The sequence below is a fragment of the Streptomyces sp. NPDC091649 genome (assembly GCF_044756785.1).
Lineage (GTDB): Bacteria > Actinomycetota > Actinomycetes > Streptomycetales > Streptomycetaceae > Streptomyces.
The window spans coordinates 135,284-151,957 of sequence record NZ_JBIVTR010000019.1 but is presented as its reverse complement, the minus strand read 5'-3'; the positions used below and the strand labels follow the sequence as shown (position 1 = coordinate 151,957).

11 protein-coding genes and 3 pseudogenes are annotated in these 16,674 nt (G+C 70.7%); 7 read left to right on the top strand and 7 right to left on the bottom strand.

Annotated features, from left to right (window positions below; all coding sequences use genetic code 11):
• Nucleotides 1–118: 118 nt before the first annotated feature.
• Nucleotides 119–720: pseudogene (locus ACIQMU_RS26790) on the top strand (IS5 family transposase); the annotation flags it as partial.
• A 105-nt stretch (nucleotides 721–825) separates the two neighbouring features.
• Here ACIQMU_RS26790 and ACIQMU_RS26785 read toward each other — a convergent pair.
• A pseudogene (locus ACIQMU_RS26785) lies at nucleotides 826–1,041 on the bottom strand (transposase); the annotation flags it as partial.
• A 726-nt stretch (nucleotides 1,042–1,767) separates the two neighbouring features.
• Here ACIQMU_RS26785 and ACIQMU_RS26780 point away from each other — a divergent pair.
• Nucleotides 1,768–5,388 carry an amino acid adenylation domain-containing protein gene (locus ACIQMU_RS26780; RefSeq protein WP_402689875.1) on the top strand — a complete coding sequence of 1,207 codons (3,621 nt, stop codon included), beginning with the start codon at nucleotides 1,768–1,770 and terminating at the stop codon, nucleotides 5,386–5,388.
• Nucleotides 5,389–5,562: 174 nt separating this feature from the next.
• Here the strand turns inward: ACIQMU_RS26780 and ACIQMU_RS26775 are convergent, their stop codons facing one another.
• A complete protein-coding gene (locus ACIQMU_RS26775) occupies nucleotides 5,563–6,294 on the bottom strand; it encodes a TetR/AcrR family transcriptional regulator (RefSeq protein ID WP_352242611.1) in 732 nt (243 codons plus the stop codon).
• Nucleotides 6,295–6,383: 89 nt separating this feature from the next.
• Here ACIQMU_RS26775 and ACIQMU_RS26770 point away from each other — a divergent pair, with 89 nt between their 5' ends.
• A complete protein-coding gene (locus tag ACIQMU_RS26770; RefSeq protein ID WP_352242612.1) occupies nucleotides 6,384–6,797 on the top strand; it encodes a DUF4345 domain-containing protein in 414 nt (137 codons plus the stop codon).
• A gap of 784 nt (nucleotides 6,798–7,581) precedes the next feature.
• Here the strand turns inward: ACIQMU_RS26770 and ACIQMU_RS26765 are convergent.
• Together ACIQMU_RS26765 and ACIQMU_RS26760 are read right to left on the bottom strand one after the other, a co-directional pair.
• The gene (locus ACIQMU_RS26765; protein WP_352242613.1) at nucleotides 7,582–8,025 is read right to left on the bottom strand and encodes a TY-Chap domain-containing protein; all 444 of its coding nucleotides are present in this window, start codon (nucleotides 8,023–8,025) and stop codon (nucleotides 7,582–7,584) included.
• Nucleotides 8,022–8,504 (bottom strand): DUF6301 family protein, encoded by a 483-nt coding sequence (locus ACIQMU_RS26760; RefSeq protein ID WP_402689874.1) that lies wholly within the window; start codon nucleotides 8,502–8,504, stop codon nucleotides 8,022–8,024. The genes ACIQMU_RS26765 and ACIQMU_RS26760 overlap by 4 nt, the downstream gene beginning before the upstream one ends.
• Nucleotides 8,505–8,932: 428 nt before the next feature.
• On the opposite strand from ACIQMU_RS26760, the gene ACIQMU_RS26755 reads away from it, so the two are divergent.
• The 4 genes and pseudogenes from ACIQMU_RS26755 (at nucleotide 8,933) to ACIQMU_RS26740 (ending at nucleotide 13,521) form a co-directional block, all read left to right on the top strand.
• Nucleotides 8,933–10,201: a hypothetical protein gene (locus ACIQMU_RS26755; protein ID WP_402689873.1), complete on the top strand. Its 1,269-nt coding sequence runs from the start codon at nucleotides 8,933–8,935 to the stop codon at nucleotides 10,199–10,201.
• A 42-nt stretch (nucleotides 10,202–10,243) separates the two neighbouring features.
• On the top strand, nucleotides 10,244–10,804 hold the full coding sequence (locus ACIQMU_RS26750) for a hypothetical protein (RefSeq protein ID WP_352242616.1): 561 nt from the start codon (nucleotides 10,244–10,246) through the stop codon (nucleotides 10,802–10,804).
• 628 nt (nucleotides 10,805–11,432) lie between these two features.
• A pseudogene (locus tag ACIQMU_RS26745) lies at nucleotides 11,433–12,232 on the top strand (alpha/beta fold hydrolase).
• Nucleotides 12,229–13,521: a PP2C family protein-serine/threonine phosphatase gene (locus tag ACIQMU_RS26740; RefSeq protein ID WP_402689872.1), complete on the top strand. Its 1,293-nt coding sequence runs from the start codon at nucleotides 12,229–12,231 to the stop codon at nucleotides 13,519–13,521. The pseudogene ACIQMU_RS26745 and the gene ACIQMU_RS26740 overlap by 4 nt, the downstream one beginning before the upstream one ends.
• Before the next feature lie 55 nt (nucleotides 13,522–13,576).
• Here the strand turns inward: ACIQMU_RS26740 and ACIQMU_RS26735 are convergent, their stop codons facing one another.
• The 3 genes from ACIQMU_RS26735 to ACIQMU_RS26725 form a co-directional block, all read right to left on the bottom strand.
• A complete protein-coding gene (locus ACIQMU_RS26735; RefSeq protein ID WP_352242618.1) occupies nucleotides 13,577–14,443 on the bottom strand; it encodes a GNAT family N-acetyltransferase in 867 nt (288 codons plus the stop codon).
• Between the two features lie 413 nt (nucleotides 14,444–14,856).
• Entirely contained in the window at nucleotides 14,857–16,074 is a 1,218-nt protein-coding gene (locus ACIQMU_RS26730; RefSeq protein WP_402689871.1) for an MFS transporter, read from the bottom strand.
• Entirely contained in the window at nucleotides 16,071–16,418 is a 348-nt protein-coding gene (locus ACIQMU_RS26725; RefSeq protein WP_352242620.1) for a hypothetical protein, read from the bottom strand. The genes ACIQMU_RS26730 and ACIQMU_RS26725 overlap by 4 nt, the downstream gene beginning before the upstream one ends.
• Between the last annotated feature and the right edge of the window lie 256 nt (nucleotides 16,419–16,674).

Here is a 16,674-nt window from a genome sequence, read left to right as displayed (position 1 = left end):
AAGCAGCCCCGACAGAACGTCCCACTCTTCGTCCGAGAGCTCATGTCGCCGCACCATGCGTCATATGATGCCCCATCGACAGCCTTTGAAGACACGCTCTAGGCAGCCCGAGTCATTGCGTGGGCGGAAACGGCTGGACGACCGCAGGGCCCTGAACGGGATCGTGTGAAAATTCCGGACCGGGACGGCTTGGCGGGATGTGCCCGACCGTTACGGTCCGTGGGCCACTCTGCATACACGTTTTCGCAGGTGGGCGGCGGGCGGGCCGTTCGACCTGATGCTGTGGGCCGCTCAGGCGAAGGTGGATGCGGCGGGCGACATCGAGTGGCTGGTGTCCGTCCATTCCACCATCGTCCGGGCCCACCAGCATGCGGCGGGGGCTCGAAAAGAGGGCTCCGCGACCCGACCCTCGGCCGGTCCAGAGGTGGTCCGACCAGCAAGGTGCACCTGGCCTGCGACGGCCGGGTCCGGCCTCTCGCTTTCGTCGTCACGGGAGGCAACACCAACGACTGCACACGGTTCACCACCGTGATGGACGCGATCAGGGTGCCCCGGACCGGGCCGCGACGGCCCCGTACCCGGCCCGATCACGTCCTGGGTGACAAGGGCTACAGCTCGAAGGCGATCCACGCGTGGCTCCGCCGCCGGGGTATCCCGCACACGATTCCCGAGTGGGCCGACCAGGCCGGCAACCGGGCCCGGCGAGGCCGCTGCGGTGGCCCCGCCGGGCCGTCCGTGGAGCCGCCGCTGACCAGGGACAAGTCCGTCTGCCCCGCGGCGGTCCGCCTCGGCGATCATCCCGTCCATCGGTGCCAGCGCCTGGAAGGCGCCTGCGCCACGCCATCGGACGAAGTGGTCGCAGGCGGCCTGCCAGACTCTGGACTCCGGCGGCATCTCCCACCACCGAGCGCCCGAGCGGAGCTTCCAGCTCGCGCCCTCGAACTGCTCGCGCAGATGCTGCGGATATGGGACGGGCCTGCCTAGTGGCAGGAACTGATCGAGCAACTCCTGCTCATCGTCCGCGAGTTGCCTACCTGCCATCACGGAGATCTATCAGCCGTCGAATGATCACCGGAAGAGGCATGCCACCCCTTGATCACGACTTCGGGCAGGCCCTAGTGTGAGGACCGACTTATGCAGCACGGTGCCCGGAGAGTCCGCTATGTGCTTTGTCCAGTATCTGTCCGGGTTCCCTGGCATGGCGGAGGGTGGGAGGGAACGGTGTACGAGGATCCTGCCGCCAGTCACGCCTGCATGCTGCTGGACACGGCCGGCAAGGAGCATGACGATCAGTTCGAGGCCGCCCACAACGGCCAGGACTGAGACACCCTGAACGACCGGCTGCCGCCGTGCGAGCTGGAACGCGGCGCTTTCCTGAGCAAGCGCGATCACGTGGCCACGGAAAAGCACCCTACGACTGGAACCTGAACGAGCTGGAGCCCGCCCGTCGCGCGTTGCCCGCCCACTCCAGGTCCGTCGGCTGTTTCCCGAGGCCCACTTCTTCGTGCTCGTGCGCCACTCTGTGGCTGTCACGTCGAGCATGCTTCCGGTGGACCGGCGAGCGTCCGTGGAATCCGGAGACACGCGATGCGGCTTCCGAGAAGTGGCGTGTCGGGAACGACGGTTGGCTGGCCGCCGGCCAAAGCGTTCGTCCCGGCTCGTACCTCGTTGATCGAGCTTGCGCCCACCCGCCAGGAACTCACAGTTCTCAGCATTCCCCAGGATGCTCGACGAAGCATCACCATTTCTATTTGTTGGGAGCAGGAGATGCATCACGCCGAACACGAAGCCGCCCACGGCAGCGCGGGTGCCCCGGACCGCGGGGACGCACGCGCACCCGCTGCGGGCGCCGGTCCGGACGAAACAGTCTGGGGGCTGTTCGAGGCCCGGGCGGCGCGCCAGGGGAGTCGGATCGCCGTCGTGGACGGAGCGGTCGACATCGACTACGAGCGGCTGCGGGCCCGGGCGGAGGCGATCGCCGGGGAGCTGGCAGCCCGGGGCGTGGCGCCGGGGGCGCTCGTCGGCGTGTGCCTCGGGCGGACGTGGGAGCTGGTCGCAACCCTGCTGGGAGTACTGCGGGCAGGCTGCGCCTACGTGCCGATGGACCCCGCCTACCCGGCCGAACGGGTGCGCTATCTGATCGAGCATTCCCGGGCGGCGTCGGTGGTGGTCGACGCCGGTACGGCGGAGCTGTGCTCGGCGGCCCCCGGTCGCGTGCGCCTCGACGCGGTGCCGGACCGCCCGGCGGCATCGCCGGCGGCCTGCTCGGCCGGAGATCTCGCGTACGTCATCTACACCTCGGGGTCGACCGGGAAGCCCAAGGGCGTGGCGGTCGAGCACCGCAGCGTGGTGGCGATGGCCGCCTCGATGCGCCGGCTGCTGGACGACGAGGACCTCACGGGCGTCCTGGCCGCGGCCTCGGTCTGCTTCGACCCCTCGGTGATGGAGATTCTGGGGACGCTCGTCCTCGGCGGCACGGTCGTCCTGTCCGAGAACGTGCTCGCCCTGCGCGAGTTGCCCGCAGCGCACCGCGTGCGCACGGCCATCATGGTGCCGTCCGCGATGAAGGCGCTGCTCGCGGCCGGGCCGCTGCCCGGTGGGTTGCGGTGTGTGGTGCTGGGGGGCGAGGTCTTGTCCCGTTCTCTGGTGGAGCGGGTGCACGCTGATCCCTGTACGCCCCGGGTCGTGAACGTCTACGGCCCGACCGAGGCCACCGTGTTCATCACCGCCGTCGAAGCGGGAAGCGGGCCGATCACCATCGGCACCCCGGTCCTGGACGCGCGGGCGTACGTGCTGGACGAGGCCCTGCAACCGGTGCCGGCTGGCACGGCGGGAGAGCTGGCTCTCGCCGGCGACCAACTGGCCAGAGGGTACCTCCATGACGACGAGCGCACCCGGCAGAGCTTCCCGGCCCTCGCGCCGGACGGCCCGGTCCCGGAGCAGCGGATCTATCGGACCGGCGACCTGTGCCGGTGGACGGAGACAGGGGAGCTCGAGTTCCTCGGCCGCGCCGACCGGCAGGTCAAGATCCGGGGCCATCGCATCGAACTCGACGAGATCGAGGCCGTGCTGGCCTCGATGCCCGGAGTGGACGAGGCCGCAGTCGTTGCCACCACAGGCGAAGGCAAGAGCCTCCTGACGGCGTACGCGGTGAGCCGGCAGGAGTCGGTGACAGCGTCGAACGTGCGCTCCCAGCTGGCCGACCGCCTGCCGAAGTACATGGTCCCGCACCACGTCATGCTGCCGGCCGAGCTGCCGAAACTGCCCAACGGCAAGATCGACCGGCTTCGGCTCCCCGCCGCCGCGCACCACGGCGACGAGGCGGCTCCCGAAGGGAAGGCGGGCGGCGACGGCCCGGCCGCCTCGCGGTCCGGACCCGGCCCGCTGCCCTCGCCGCACGAGCAGCGGCGCTCGGTACTGCTCGCCATGGTGATGGAGGAGGCGGCGCTGCTCCTCGGCGCCCCCGGCCCCGAGGCGGTCCGGCAGGACGAGCCGCTGGCCGCGCTGGGGGTCGATTCGCTGGACATCGCGGAGCTCACGGTGCGCCTGTCGCGGAGGCTGGCCACTGATCTGCCTTCATCCGCCCTGGTGGAGCACATGACTCCCAAGGAGGCCGTCGACGGGCTGCTGGCGGTGCTGGGCCGTGCTTCCGGCGGCGGCGAGGTGCGCGGGCGCCCGCAGGGCGTCGGGGCCGCGGACCGGCTCGATGTGTTCCAGGATCAAGTCCGGTCCGGGTACCCACCGGCCTTCGCCGCCAAGGCGCCGGCCTGGTCCGCGACCGACCGGGGCGCTCTCGTACGGCACTTCCGGGGCATCCTGGCGCGCTCGGGACTGGACCCGTACGGAAAGGTCGTCCGCACCGGAAGCGCCGAGCGGGGCCTCGTCGCCGACCCGGTGACGGGCGAGGAGCACGAGGCGCTCATCTGGACCACCAACCTCTACCTCGGACTCAACCGCGACGAGGAGGTCATCGAGGAGGCACGCAGTGCGCTGAGCCGGTTCGGTACCGGGATGGGGATATCAGCGGCCGGCTCCGGGCAGACCGGCCTCCACACGGACTTCGAGCAGGGATTCGCCGCCATGGTGGGCAAGCCGGCCGCCTGCCTGTTCCCCACCGGGTTCACCGCGAGCCTCGGAGTCGTCGCCGGGATCGTGGGCGAGCAGGACGTCGTGGTCATGGACCAGCTCTGCCACGCCTCCCTGGTGGACGGGGCCCGCCTCAGCGGCGCGAGTGTGCGGACCTTCCGGCACAACGACGCGGCCGACCTGCGGGCGGTCCTCAAAGCGGAGTCCTCGCCCTACCGTACGACGCTGGTGGTGCTCGAGAGCGTGTACAGCATGGGCGAGGGAGTGGCGCCGCTGCGGGAGATCGTTTCCGCCGCGAAGGAGTACGGCGCGCTCGTTCTAGTGGACGAGGCTCACTCGTTCGGCCTCTACGGAGCGCGGGGTGCCGGACTGTGCGCCGCGGAAGGCGTCACCGAGCAAGTCGACTTCGTCCTCACGACCCTGAGCAAGGCCCTCGGGAGCATCGGCGGTGTGGTCGCCGCCCGGGAGCAGCACATCGCGTTGCTGAGGGCGTCGGCGAGGTCATATGTCTTCCAGGCGAACATCTCACCTGCCGACGTGGCGGCGGCTCTTGCCGCCCTGCGCAGGGTCGCTGCGGGCGACGAGCTGAGGGCGAGGCTGTGGGACACCGCGTACTACATGCGGAAGCGCTTCTCGGACGCCGGCTACGAACTCGGCCCCGGGGACGGGCTTATCGTCACCCCCTTCTTCTCCGACGGCGCGAAGCTGCACGCGATAGCCCGAGGGCTCTTCCGGCGGGGCGTCCATGCCGCTGCGGTGACCTACCCGATTGTCGAGCGCGGGCGAGGCCGCCTGAGGTTCATCTGCTCGGCGTCCCATACCCGAGCGGACGTCGACGAGACGCTCCAGGCCCTGACCGACGCCGAGGCGGAAGCCGCGACAGTCCCGACGTCGCACGGTGACATGGACCCGCGAGAGAAGAGGGACGAGGAGCCCGCACGAGTCGACGCGGCGAGCTGGGCTGACGCGTTCACCGCCTACCTGGAATCCGTCCTGGCCGAGCTTCCCGCACCGGAACCACATCTCATGGTCACGATCGCACTGCCGGGGGGGAAAGAGGAGCTTGTCGTCCGGATCAACGAAAACGGGGTCACCCGAGAGCCCGGCAGCACCGCCGCGACGCCCGCTTGTTCGCTTCGCCTGGTCGACGATGAGGCAACAGCCGCACTGTGCTCACGGAACGTGGAGAGCCTGCTGGAGAGCGTGATCGCGGGCACCTGCGTGCTCACCGGCCATACCCAGCCTTTCGTCTGGCTCATCGGACGACTCAGCGACTGGCAGAGTTCAACGAGCGGCGCGTGAGGAACGAGCCTTCGCCACCTTCGAACATGCAGGTCGGAAGCTCTGGCGTGGCGCTCCCTCGGGATGCTCATGCTGATCTCGGCTGGGCGTGCGCGGAATTGATCGACCGTCATGTCATCGGTCGAGGCCGAGCCGCTCAAGCGGGCCAGGGGGCGAGCAGGTCGGGGTGCGTACTCACGTCGCTTCCTTTCTCTTCGCCGGTGCCCGGTCCGGCAGGTCACCATGCCCTCTTTCCGCGTGGGGCAGGGATTGTCCGACGCGATGCCCCCCGCTCCGCGAGGCGCCCGTGCCGGGCCCTTGCCGCAGCCAGTCGGGGGCCGGGTCCTGGGCAAGTAGCGGCCGGAGGGCGCCGAGAGCCGCGCCGATACAGACGTCGCGCAACTGGGTGCGGGAACAGGTCTCGTGGGTGAGCCAGTCGATGCAGAGGACCCGGACGAAGACCAGCCAGCTCTTCAGGACGCCGGACACGGCCTCGCGGGCGCTCTCGTCTGCGAGGGGGAGGACGGTCAGCAGCCGCGCACGGAGGGCGTCCAGCTCGTCCGTCATGATTGTCTGGATCACCGGGTCGCCCGCGAGGTCCCGGTTGGCGGCGAGGACGGCGTTGCGGTTCGCCACGAAGTAGTCGAGATGGACGTCCATGCCCTGGATGAGCTGTTCCACCAGGGAGTCGGCGGGGTCGAAGCGCGTCTCGGCGAGCAGCTGGTCCGCCGCCTGCTGGTAGACGGCCGCGAACAGGTCGTGCTTGTTGGGGAAGTGGCGGTAGAGCAAGGCCCTGGAGACTCCGGCCTCTTCGGCTACCTCCTCCATCAGTACGTCGGCGTATGGGTGTGCGGCGAAGAGCCGCGAGCCGACGGCGAGGAGTTGGGCGCGGCGGTCAGCAGGGGTTAGTCGCTGGCGGGGAGGCATGAATGAAGCCTAGTTGACATGCGTCTACTAGCACGCCAGTGTAGTAGACGCATGTCAACTAGGCTCCGCCAGGACGGCTTGGAGGCACTATGGCCAAGGCTCTGCGCATACTCACACAGCTGATGGGCTGGGCTTGTGTGGCAATCGGTCTACTCCATGTGGCGCTCGGCAACGCGGCGATCCCCGGGGCCGGTTCCGCCGGGGCGACGGTCGACAGCTGGGGCCGGTTCATGGGGGCCTGCTTCGTCGGCTACGGACTGGCCTGGCTCTGGGCCGCACGGCAGCGCCCGATCCCGGCTCGGGCGGTGCGTTGGCTGGCCGGCGTTTTCCTGTTGGGTGGCGTTGGCCGCCTGCTCTCGCTCGCCGTGCACGGCTGGCCGCAGTGGTTCCAGATCGCGCTGGCGGTGATTGAGCTCGGCCTGCCGCCGGTCTTCTTCTGGCTGGCCAACGCAGAGGAACGGGCCCCGCGAGGCGGCGTGGAGGCGGCTTCCTCCGATCGCTGAACGCGCGTGAGCTCGTCCCCATCGCACACTTGGGCGGGGAAACTGATGTTGGGCACGGTCGGCCACGCCCAGGGCGCCGGCGATCAACGATGGATCAGGACCTGCGGCCGCACTGAATGACCCTGTCCGCCGAGTTTCCGGCCGGAGGTGTCCGGCTGGAACTCTTCGCGGGCCCACTCCTGTCGTCGTCCAGAAGCCTGGATCGGCAAGGACCTCGGCGACCCGTAGCCGGAAGCGTGAGGGGCTGGGGCGGGGTGGGCGCGATGCTGCTGACCGTGCAGGGCGGCCTCACCGCCGACCCCGAACTCCGCCCCACCGCACCGGCTGCCTGGGAACGGGGTCAGGTGCGGTCGATCTGCTTGAGCATCCGATTGGCCGCTTGGCGGGCGGCGGTCAGGTCGTCCTCGGTTTCGGTGGGCTTGTGCTTGTCGACGCAGTCGCCCGACACGTCGCCGAGCGTGACCCTGCTGCCCGCCTCCGGCGTCGAACATCCGCAACCAACCAGGGGGTTACTCGCTCCCTGGTGTCCGAGCCGGGATACAGAGCCGGCCCCGTAGGGGATAGGGCGGCCGGCGGCCCAGGCGTACCCAGGCATCCCCCCGGGCCACCGGGCCCCCCTTTGCGGCCCGGGGACGGGGCACCATACGGAAACGCGCTCCGTGTGCCCGCCTTGCTCCCCGGACACCTCGATCGGCCTCCTGCGATCAGCCGGCCCGCGCGCCGCGCCGCGTCGGCCGTTGTGCGCGCGCCCTGTGCCGGCATCCCGCCGCCCTTCGCCGGACCGTCAGATCGTCGGGTCCAGGCCCAACAGGGGCAGTACGAGAGGGCGGTTGCCCCTGCGCTCGTCCCACGCTTCGTAGACCAGAGTCCGGGGCGAGACGATTCGAAAGCCGTCGCGCAGGCCAGTCACCGTCATCCTCGCCAGTTCACGGTAGGCGTTCGCAGGCGAGGGCCAGGGCAAACCGGCCTGCCAGTTGTGGCCGTAGACGGTGTCCTGGGGCGGCTCCCAGCCCGATTCCGCGATCAGCCGAGCGCCCGTCTCTCCGGCACGCAGCGCGGGGTCGAGACCGTGATCGCCGGTCAGCTCCGCCCGTAGGACTTCGTCGCTCTGGGCGAACTGCGCGTACCGGCCCGTCCGCCCGCCCTCCCTGATGATCAGTACCGATCCGGTGGCCAGCGAGGCCAGCTGTTCGGCGAGCCCTTCGCGGAACCCCTCCCACGCCGTCACAGCAGCCCCTCCTCGTCCATGCGCAGCAGTTCCTCATCGAGGTGCAGTCGTCTGTTGGTCACCCGCCCCAGGTACACCGAGCCGCCCGCGCACTCGAGGACAAGGGTGGTGTCGCGACCGGCCCAGTGGACTGCGGCGTCGGCGCCTGGTCTGCGGTCCGTCGGTTCACCCAACGGGGCGTGCAGCGCCCCGGACATCCCGGCGAAGGCGTCCAGGACCTGGTCCCACCTTCCCGCGTAGTCGGTCAGGCGTAGCCGGACGCGCTCGACCATCGTCTGGTCCTGCACGCGCGCGCGGCGGGCCGAGACGTGTTCATCCCTCTCGAACCCGGTGTCGAGCTGTTCCCAACGTGGCCGGATCATCAGGATCTGGCGGGCGAACCGCGAGGACCGCCTCGCGCTCGGCGTCGCCTCTGTCTCCCACGTGGACTCCAACGACCGCAACCGCGCGGCGAATTCGACGACCTCGGTATCTCTCAACGCATGCCATCGCGTCATATGCCCCCAGAGGCGTGCCCTCTCCGGGCCCGGCCCCTGCTCTCCTCCCTCTGTGTGCGGCGATCCCCGCACGTGAACCGGACCGTCGGCGATCATGGCACACCGCTGCTCACTCCGACCGGCGACCCGAACCCTTGCAGGTCAGAGCGCCGGCCGACGCCCTTCGAGGCCGTGGATCCGCGCGGCCGGATCGCGGCCGGCATCGACCGGGCAGCACGGCATGCGCACTGCTCAATGAGGCGCTCTCCATCCTTGTGATCTTCGTCTCCGGTTCCGGGCGATGTGGACGACCTGTCACTCGGGTGCGGTACAAACGTTCCGCGGGCCGACCGGGGCTCGTAACGGTGGGGCGCCTGAGGTGTGTTGCCGTGCCGTGCTGGTCTACGACGCTCAGCGGAGGAGCACGCGACATGCCCGATCCGCAGTCTCCTCCTGTGCCGGGGCCGGCCTCGCGCCGCCGTACGCGCTGGGAGCGCTACCGGGTGACAGGGCCGTTCTCCCCCGCTGATCTCGCCGCGCTCTGGGGTTTGATGGGCGCTCTGGTGGGTGTCGCGCTGCTCTGCGGCTGGGTACTGGACGTGAAGGGCGGCACGGTGATCGTCGTGGCCGCGCCGTATGTCTTCCTGTGGTTCGACGCGCGGCGCGTCCTCTTCGAATTCGGTCCCTCCGGCGTGCGTATCGGCAACGTTCAGCTGCCGTGGGCCGACGTCGTCGCTTTCGTCGTCGCCGACTCCGCCGCGCTCGGGCCGCAGGTCCTCCTCGGCACGCGGCTGCGCGACGGCACGCTCATGCCCGCGGGGGCCGACGTGCCGCCGCCCGATCCGGCCATGCCCGCGCAGCTCCATGTGGCGGTCGAGCGGCGTAAGTTCGATCTCGGGAAGCTGACCGCGAAGGCGCGACGGTATGCCCCGCCGCATGTGCAGATCGTCGACGCGACGGCAGGGGCTCCCGGGCGGTTCGGGTCCGGCCCGGTCGCGGGCGGCGATCCGTACGCGGGCTCCGCCAATCCGTACGCGGGCTCCGCCGATCCGGGCGGCGGGACGGCCATTCCGTACGGGAGCGGCCATCCCGCCGCCGGCAACCCCTACGCGGCGTCCGGGCAACCGGGAGCGGTTGCCGGCCGGCGGACCGTGCCGCCGGATGGATACGGGCCTCGCTGGGGCCTCGCCCTGGCCGCTGTGCTGACGTGTGTCGCGGTCTCGGCGGTTTTCGCTGCCGCACTGTCCCGGATCGCCATGGTCTTCCCGTACGAGGGCGTGGGCGCGACGGGCGGCATCGCCCTGGGGACGGAGGACGTACTCGGGCTGTCCGACGTCCCGCCCGGAGGCCCCCCGGGCGGGTTGGTGACCTGGCCGTCGCTGCTCTTCCTCCTGGCCGCACTCACCCTCGCCTACCGCGCGCTCGCGCCGCACACGCCGTCGCGCGCGCTCCGGATCGCGGGCCTCCTGTGTGCCGCGGCCTTTCCGCTGGTCCTCCTCGCGCACGACGCCTTCAAAGGCCATCCCTTCAGCAACTACGAGAGCGGCTGGTGGCTGCTGCACTTCGGCGCGTTCCTGGGGCTGGCGGGGTTCGTCGCCATGGACCGGCTGCTCGCCCGGAGCGGGGGCCCCGCGGCAGGGCGCGACGAGTTCAGCTCGGGAAGGTCCGGCCCTCACCCGCCCGGCACCGGCCTCTACTGACCGACCGACCGATCCTTGCGACCACTGCCTCCAGGAGGAGCCATGAACGCCCGTACCGCATTCGCCGTCCTCACCGCCGCCGCCGCCGCGCTCGCGCTCACCGGATGCTCCGGCGGCACCCAGGAGCTGTCCTACGGGGACAAGGCGAAGAAGGACAACCTGGAGGTCAGCGTGGTGCGCGTGGACGCCGGAACCTCCGGCGACCTGTCCGTGCTCAAGGACGCCGCCCAGTACCAGGGCCGTACGCCGTACTACGTCCACTACCGGGTGACCAAGACCGAGGCCGGGGACGTGGACGGGCCCTCCTTCGACGTCATGGCGGACGGGGACCGGCTGACCCAGCTGAACATCATGAGCGCCTTCCCGAAGCCGGTCGTGGGCGAGGACGGGCAGCTCAGCTACGAGGAGGCGCCGAAATTCGACAAGTGCCTCGACGAGCACGACTCGAGCAAGTTCGAGAAGGCCGCGGCGGGTGAGAGTTACGAGGCATGTTCCGTCTACCTCTCCGAGTCGGGCTCCAGCGCGGAGCCCGAGAAGGTCGAGTGGGTCAAGGGCGGCCTGCTGCGCAGCAGCGACGACGAGGCGTTCGCCATCTGGAAGTGAGCCCGCCTCGCCCGTCCGCCGTCAGGAGCCCGGCCTCCACTCGGCGAGGTGCCCTGGAGCGCCGGGTTGCAGTGCCACCGGCTGGGGGAGAGGAGCGCGTCGGCCACCCTCCACGATCAAGGTCCGGTTCGGTCAGCCATTCGGGGGAGACGGCGGAATGCAGGCACTGGGGCCCGACGACCCGTCTTACGTGGGGCAGTCCAGGACGCTCGCCCCGCTCGGCCAGGGCGGCATGGGCCGGGCGCATCCACCGGGACCTGAAGCCGTCGAACGTCCACCTCACCGTGGACGGCGTCCGTGTCATCGACTTCGGTATCGCGCGGGCCGCTGACCACGCGACCGGCATCACCCACGCCGACGCCCTCATCGGCTCCCCGGCCTGCACGGCCACCGGACGTGTGCTACCTGGTGGCGCCGGTGGCCCGTCCCGACGCCGGGGGACGTGCCGCCGGGATACTCCCTCAAGTGGCTCGGTCCCTGCCTCGCCACTCCCGAAGGGCGCCGGCCCGCCCTGCTCCTTGGCAGGGCGCGCGTCGTCGGTGTCCTGCGCCGCTTGAGGTCCTGGTCCAGGGGGCCGGCCGAGACCGGCGGCGGTGCCGTGAGGTGCGAAGGGTGCCAGGATGTTCGTATGGACGTGCGCGAGAGAAACCGGGTGCGGGTGACAGGCCGGGAGAGCGGCCCGGTGGTGATGCTCGCCCATGGTTTCGGCTGCGATCAGAATCTCTGGCGTCTCGTCGCACCGGCGCTGGAGGAGCGCTTCCGAGTGGTCCTCTTCGACCATGTGGGGGCAGGGCGTTCCGATGCGTCGGCCTGGAGCCCTGAGCGGTACTCCACCCTGGACGGCTACGCGCAGGACGTCATCGACATCTGCCGGGAGCTCGGCCTCGGGCCCGTGACCTTCGTCGGGCATTCGGTCAGTTCCATGATCGGTGTGCTCGCCGCCGTGCAGGAGCCCGCACTCTTCGAGAAACTGGTGCTCCTCACCCCCTCGCCGTCGTACATCGACGACGGCGACTACCGGGGCGGATTCAGCGAGGAGGACATCGACGAACTGCTCGAGTCGCTGGACAGCAACTATCTGGGCTGGTCGGCGACCATGGCACCGGTGATCATGGGAAACCCGGAGCGCCCCGAACTGGGGGAGGAGCTGACCAACAGCTTCTGCCGGACGGACCCCGAGATGCCCGGGTTTTCGCGAGAGCCACCTTCCTCTCCGACAACCGGGCGGATCTTCCCGAGGTGACCGTTCCGACGCTCATCGCCGAGAGCGCGCGCGACACGATCGCACCGCGTGAGGTGGGCGCCTTCGTCCACGCGCAGATCCCGGGCAGCGAGCTGGTCACTCTGGACTCGACGGGCCACTGCCCCCAGCTGAGCGCCCCCGAGGAGACTGCCGAGGCGATCATCGCCTTCGTACAGGGGGAGTGACCGTGCACCCGGGCTGCGGCGGGGCCGACGGATCGTGGTCGGCGACGGAACGCGACCAGGATTCCCCGGTGCTCTCCGCCCTGCTGGACGACAGCGTGGAGGACCTGTACGAGAACGCGCCGTGCGGTTACCTCTCCACACTGATGGACGGGCGGATCGTCAAGGTCAACGGAACGCTCCTGAAATGGCTCGGCCACCGTCGCGAGGACCTGGTGGGCCACAGACACTTCTCCGACCTGCTGACCATCGGCGGCAGGCTGTACCACGAGACACATTACGCACCGCTGCTGCGGATGCAGGGCGAGGTCAGCGGCGTCGCTCTGGAACTCAAGGCCGCGGACGGCACCCGGCTGCCGGTCCTGGTCACCTCCACCGTCAAGCGGGACGAAGACGGCGAACCGCTGCTGATCCGCACCACCCTCCTCGACGCCCGGGACAGGCGTACCTACGAGCGTGAACTCCTGCGGGCCCGGCAGGAGGCCGAGCACGACCGCGAACGCCTGCAACGCCTCGCCACCACCCTGCAGCGCACCCTGATCCCGCCGGCCATCGAACCGGTTCCGGGCATGGAGGCCGCCGCGCACTACCACTTCGCGTCCACCGACGAGGTGGGCGGGGACTTCTACGACCTGTTCCCCCTCGCCGCCGGAGGCTGGGGGTTCTTCATGGGGGACGTGCGCGGCAAGGGCGCGGACGCGGCTGTGGTGACGTCGTTGGCGCGCTACACCCTGCGAGCCGCGGCGGTCTCCGATCCCGTACCGGCCAGAGTTCTGGCCAACCTCAACACCGCGCTCAACCAACAGGCCCAGGAGGACGAACCGCCCTTCTGCACCGTGATCTTCGGCCTGCTCACACCCCAGGAGAACCACAGCGGATTCCATGTCGCCCTGGCCGGCGGGGGCCACCCTCCCGCCGTGCTGCTCCGGACCGACGGCAGCGCCGACTACCTGCCCACCCCGGGAGGCCAGCTGGTCGGGGTCGTATCGGACGCCCAGTTCACCACCGTCGCCCTGGACCTGCGTCCCGGTGACACCCTGCTGCTCTACACCGACGGGCTGACCGAGGCCCGTACCCGGAACCGGGGTGAACGCTACGGCGACGAAGCGCTCCTGGACTTCGCCCGGTCCCTCGCACCGACCACGGCGCCCGGTGCCATCGGGGCGCTCGCCGCACTGCTGGACTCGTTCGGCGAGGGACTCGACGACGACACCGCGCTCCTGGCGATGAGCGTCCCCCGGGCCAGCGGCGAGGGGCCGGAGCGGGCGGCCGGCACGAGTAGCGCTTCGTGAGGTCCGCCGTCCTCGAGGTCGCGGCCGGCCGGTCCCGTCACCGCCTGCCCCGGCGTCAGGCCGCTCGGATCCGGTCCCGCACCTCCGGCCGCACCTGGAACCCGGCCGCCTTGTACGTGGCGACGCCGCCGACGTTGGAACTCGGCGCGCACACACGTACGCTCGACGAGCCCATCTCCCGCAGCGCGGCCGCCCCGGCCACGGTGATCGCCCGTCCGTAGCCGCGACCGCGGTGGTCCGCGTGGACGCCCATCGGCTCGACCAGCCCCGGCTTCCCCGGGCCGGCCGACCACACCGTCACCACCGCTGCCACGCTGCCCCGGTCGTCGTAGGCGCCCAGGCAGCGGGCGTCGGCGCAGAACGGTCCCGCCGACATCGCGTGCCAGTACTCGCGCGTGGGCCGCGAGGTGTCGAACGCCGACCGCAGGACGTCGACGAAGTCCTGTGCCTGCTCCGGGCCCATCGACTCGATCCGCACGCCGGGGTCCTCCACCGGCTCGGCGAGGTCGCGGAAAAGCGGCGTCCACGGCTCGTCGACGCCCCAGCCCTCCTCGCTCAGCAGGTCGTGGAGCAGCAGGCCCGGCGGCGCCTCGACGGACACCGCTCCTTCCGGCAGCACACCGCGCTCAGGAAGCGAGAAGTCCGCGACAAGCCGCCGCGCCAATTCCTCATCCTGGAACGCGTCCGGAGCGACCGTCATCCGCACCAGCGTCGGCGAGTCGAGCATCCCGACCGCCAGAATCCGCCCGCCCCGACTCCAGGTCCGGACCGCCCCGGCCGTCTCGGCCGTTCCGAGCCGGTAGTTCCAGCCGACGTCCCCGGGATGCAACTGCATCGGCGCTTCGTCTGACTGCCACTCCCGCAGCGCGGCCCCGGCCTCGGCTACCCCGTCGACAGTCGGCGTACCCAGCACAATCGTCATAGCCGGGATCACACACCCCACCCCGAAGGTCCGCAACTGATTAACCGGGCGGGCCGCTGCGCCCGCAGCGGTCCGCCCAGGACCTTCCGCTCCCGCACGCCCCAGCCGCTTCGGCTCCCCCCGTCCCGTGCGGCGCACGGGGACCCGCTCATCCACCTCGGGGGCAGCCGTGCGCCGGAGCGGACAAGCGCGACCCGGAACGGCGGGCGGGACATCGCAGAACCCGCACCCGCCGGACGATCCGCACCTCGGACTCCCGCCCACGACCAGTGCGAGTCCGCCCGTGTGCCGGGCAGAGGCCACGGTGTGGAAGACCGGCACCGCCTCGGCGACCGGGTCTCCGGCCGTCGGCTCGACAGTGTCCCTGCCCCCGGCGGCGGCAGCCGATGGTGATCCGCCCCGGGCGGTGTCTGCTACGAGCAGCGTGACCCGGCCGCCGTGTTCCGAGTCGCCGGGGTCCGCGGGGCTGGAGCGCGAGGCGTAGTGACTCGTGCGGATCCAGGGGTCAGCCGGGCGACCAGCACGGCGAGCACAACACCGCCCGCCGCGGCCAGCGCGGCCCATCCCGGCAGCGCGTCGGCGGTGACGCCCCTGGTGAGCAGGGCGCTTCCCAGGGCCGACCCCGCCGCGGAGCCGAGGTACATCGCGGCCATCTGGAAGGCGATGACGGGCATGGCCTGCTCGGTGCGGTCGCGGACGAGTGCCTGTTGCAGGACCGGCACGCTGCTCCAGCCGCTCGCGCCCCACACCGCGGTGGCGATCAGCCATGCCGCGGGGCTGTCGACGAGCCGGACGACGAGGAAGGAGGCGAGAAGGAAGGCGGGGAGGACCGGCATCAACCGTCGGGGACCCAGCCTGTCCAACGGTCTGCCGATCAGGCCGGAACCGAGGACACCGCCGATGCCCCAGGCCCATACGAGTGCGAAACCCCAGGTGCCCAGACCGCTTTCGTCAGCCATCGGCAGCAGGTAGGTGTAGAGGCCGAGGCTGGCCATCCCCAGGACGAAGGACAGTGCGATGCCGAACGCGACGCGTGGGTTTCCGAGTACCGTGCCACGCCCGGAGCGGCGGGAGGCGGGAATCTGCGGCAGTGTTCCGGAACGCAGGACGAGGGCGAGCATGCTCAGTACGCCGATGAGCACGACGAGGCCCATCGTCCCGCGCCACCCGACCTGTTCGCCGATCAGCATGCCCAGCGGCACGCCGACGACGGTTCCCGTGGACAGGCCGAAGGTCACCATGGCCATCGCGCGTCCGCGTTCGTGTTCCGCCACGAGGGCTCCGGCCGTCGCCGTGGCGACCGCGGTGAGCACGCCGGCCCCCGCGCCCGCCACGACGCGGGAGGCCAGGAAGACGCCCAGCGTGGGCGCCAGTGCGGTGGCGAGGTTGCCGAGGTTGAACGTACCGAGCGCGACCAGCAGCGCGGTGCGGGTCGATCTGCCGACCAGGAAGCGGGAGAGGAACGGGCCCGCAGCCGCGTAGGCGGCGGTGAACGCGGTGACGCCCAGTCCGATCGCACCGACGGTGGTGGTCAGGGAGTCGGCCATATCCGGCAGAACACCGGCCAGTACGTAGGCGTCGATCCCCAGGGAGATCGCGGCGACGACCAGCGGCCAGATCTTCCTGATCACGCGGCGCCCCCCTCGGGCCGGGCTTCGCCCTCGCTCTCGTAACCGGTCAGGACCGTCCGCACCAGGCCGGGGAACCGGGCCTCCAGGTCCCCGTCACGCAGCCTGATCATGCATCTGCGCCCTTCGGCGCGGACGAAGACCACGCCGGATTCACGCAGCAGGCTCGTGTGGTGGGTGAGCGTCGAGCGCGGGAGGTCGGGGCCGAGTTCCAGGCTGTCGACCTCCCCGCGCTCGGCCAGGATGCGCACCATCGTCAGACGCAGGGGCTCACTGAGCGCGAACAGCACGCGTGGGAGCGCGATCTCATCCGCGTCGGGATGGTGGTAGGTGCGGGCCGCAGCCATCACGTGACTCCAATCGTTCGAGAATTCCCGCACGACTATAGTGCGGGAATTCTCGAACGATCAAGTCGGTGGCACGGTTCGGCGTCGGCGGGTCAACGGCGACGCTCCAGTGCGCGAGGGTGCGGGCGAGGCGCGAGAGAGCGGGCGGGGCGCGAAGGAGCCTCCGGCGCGCGGGCTTCGAAGCGCTGAGGTGATCGCGGCCGGCCGGCGTCGGGTACGGCCATTCGCCTCCGGTCGAATGACCGAAAACCAGCGG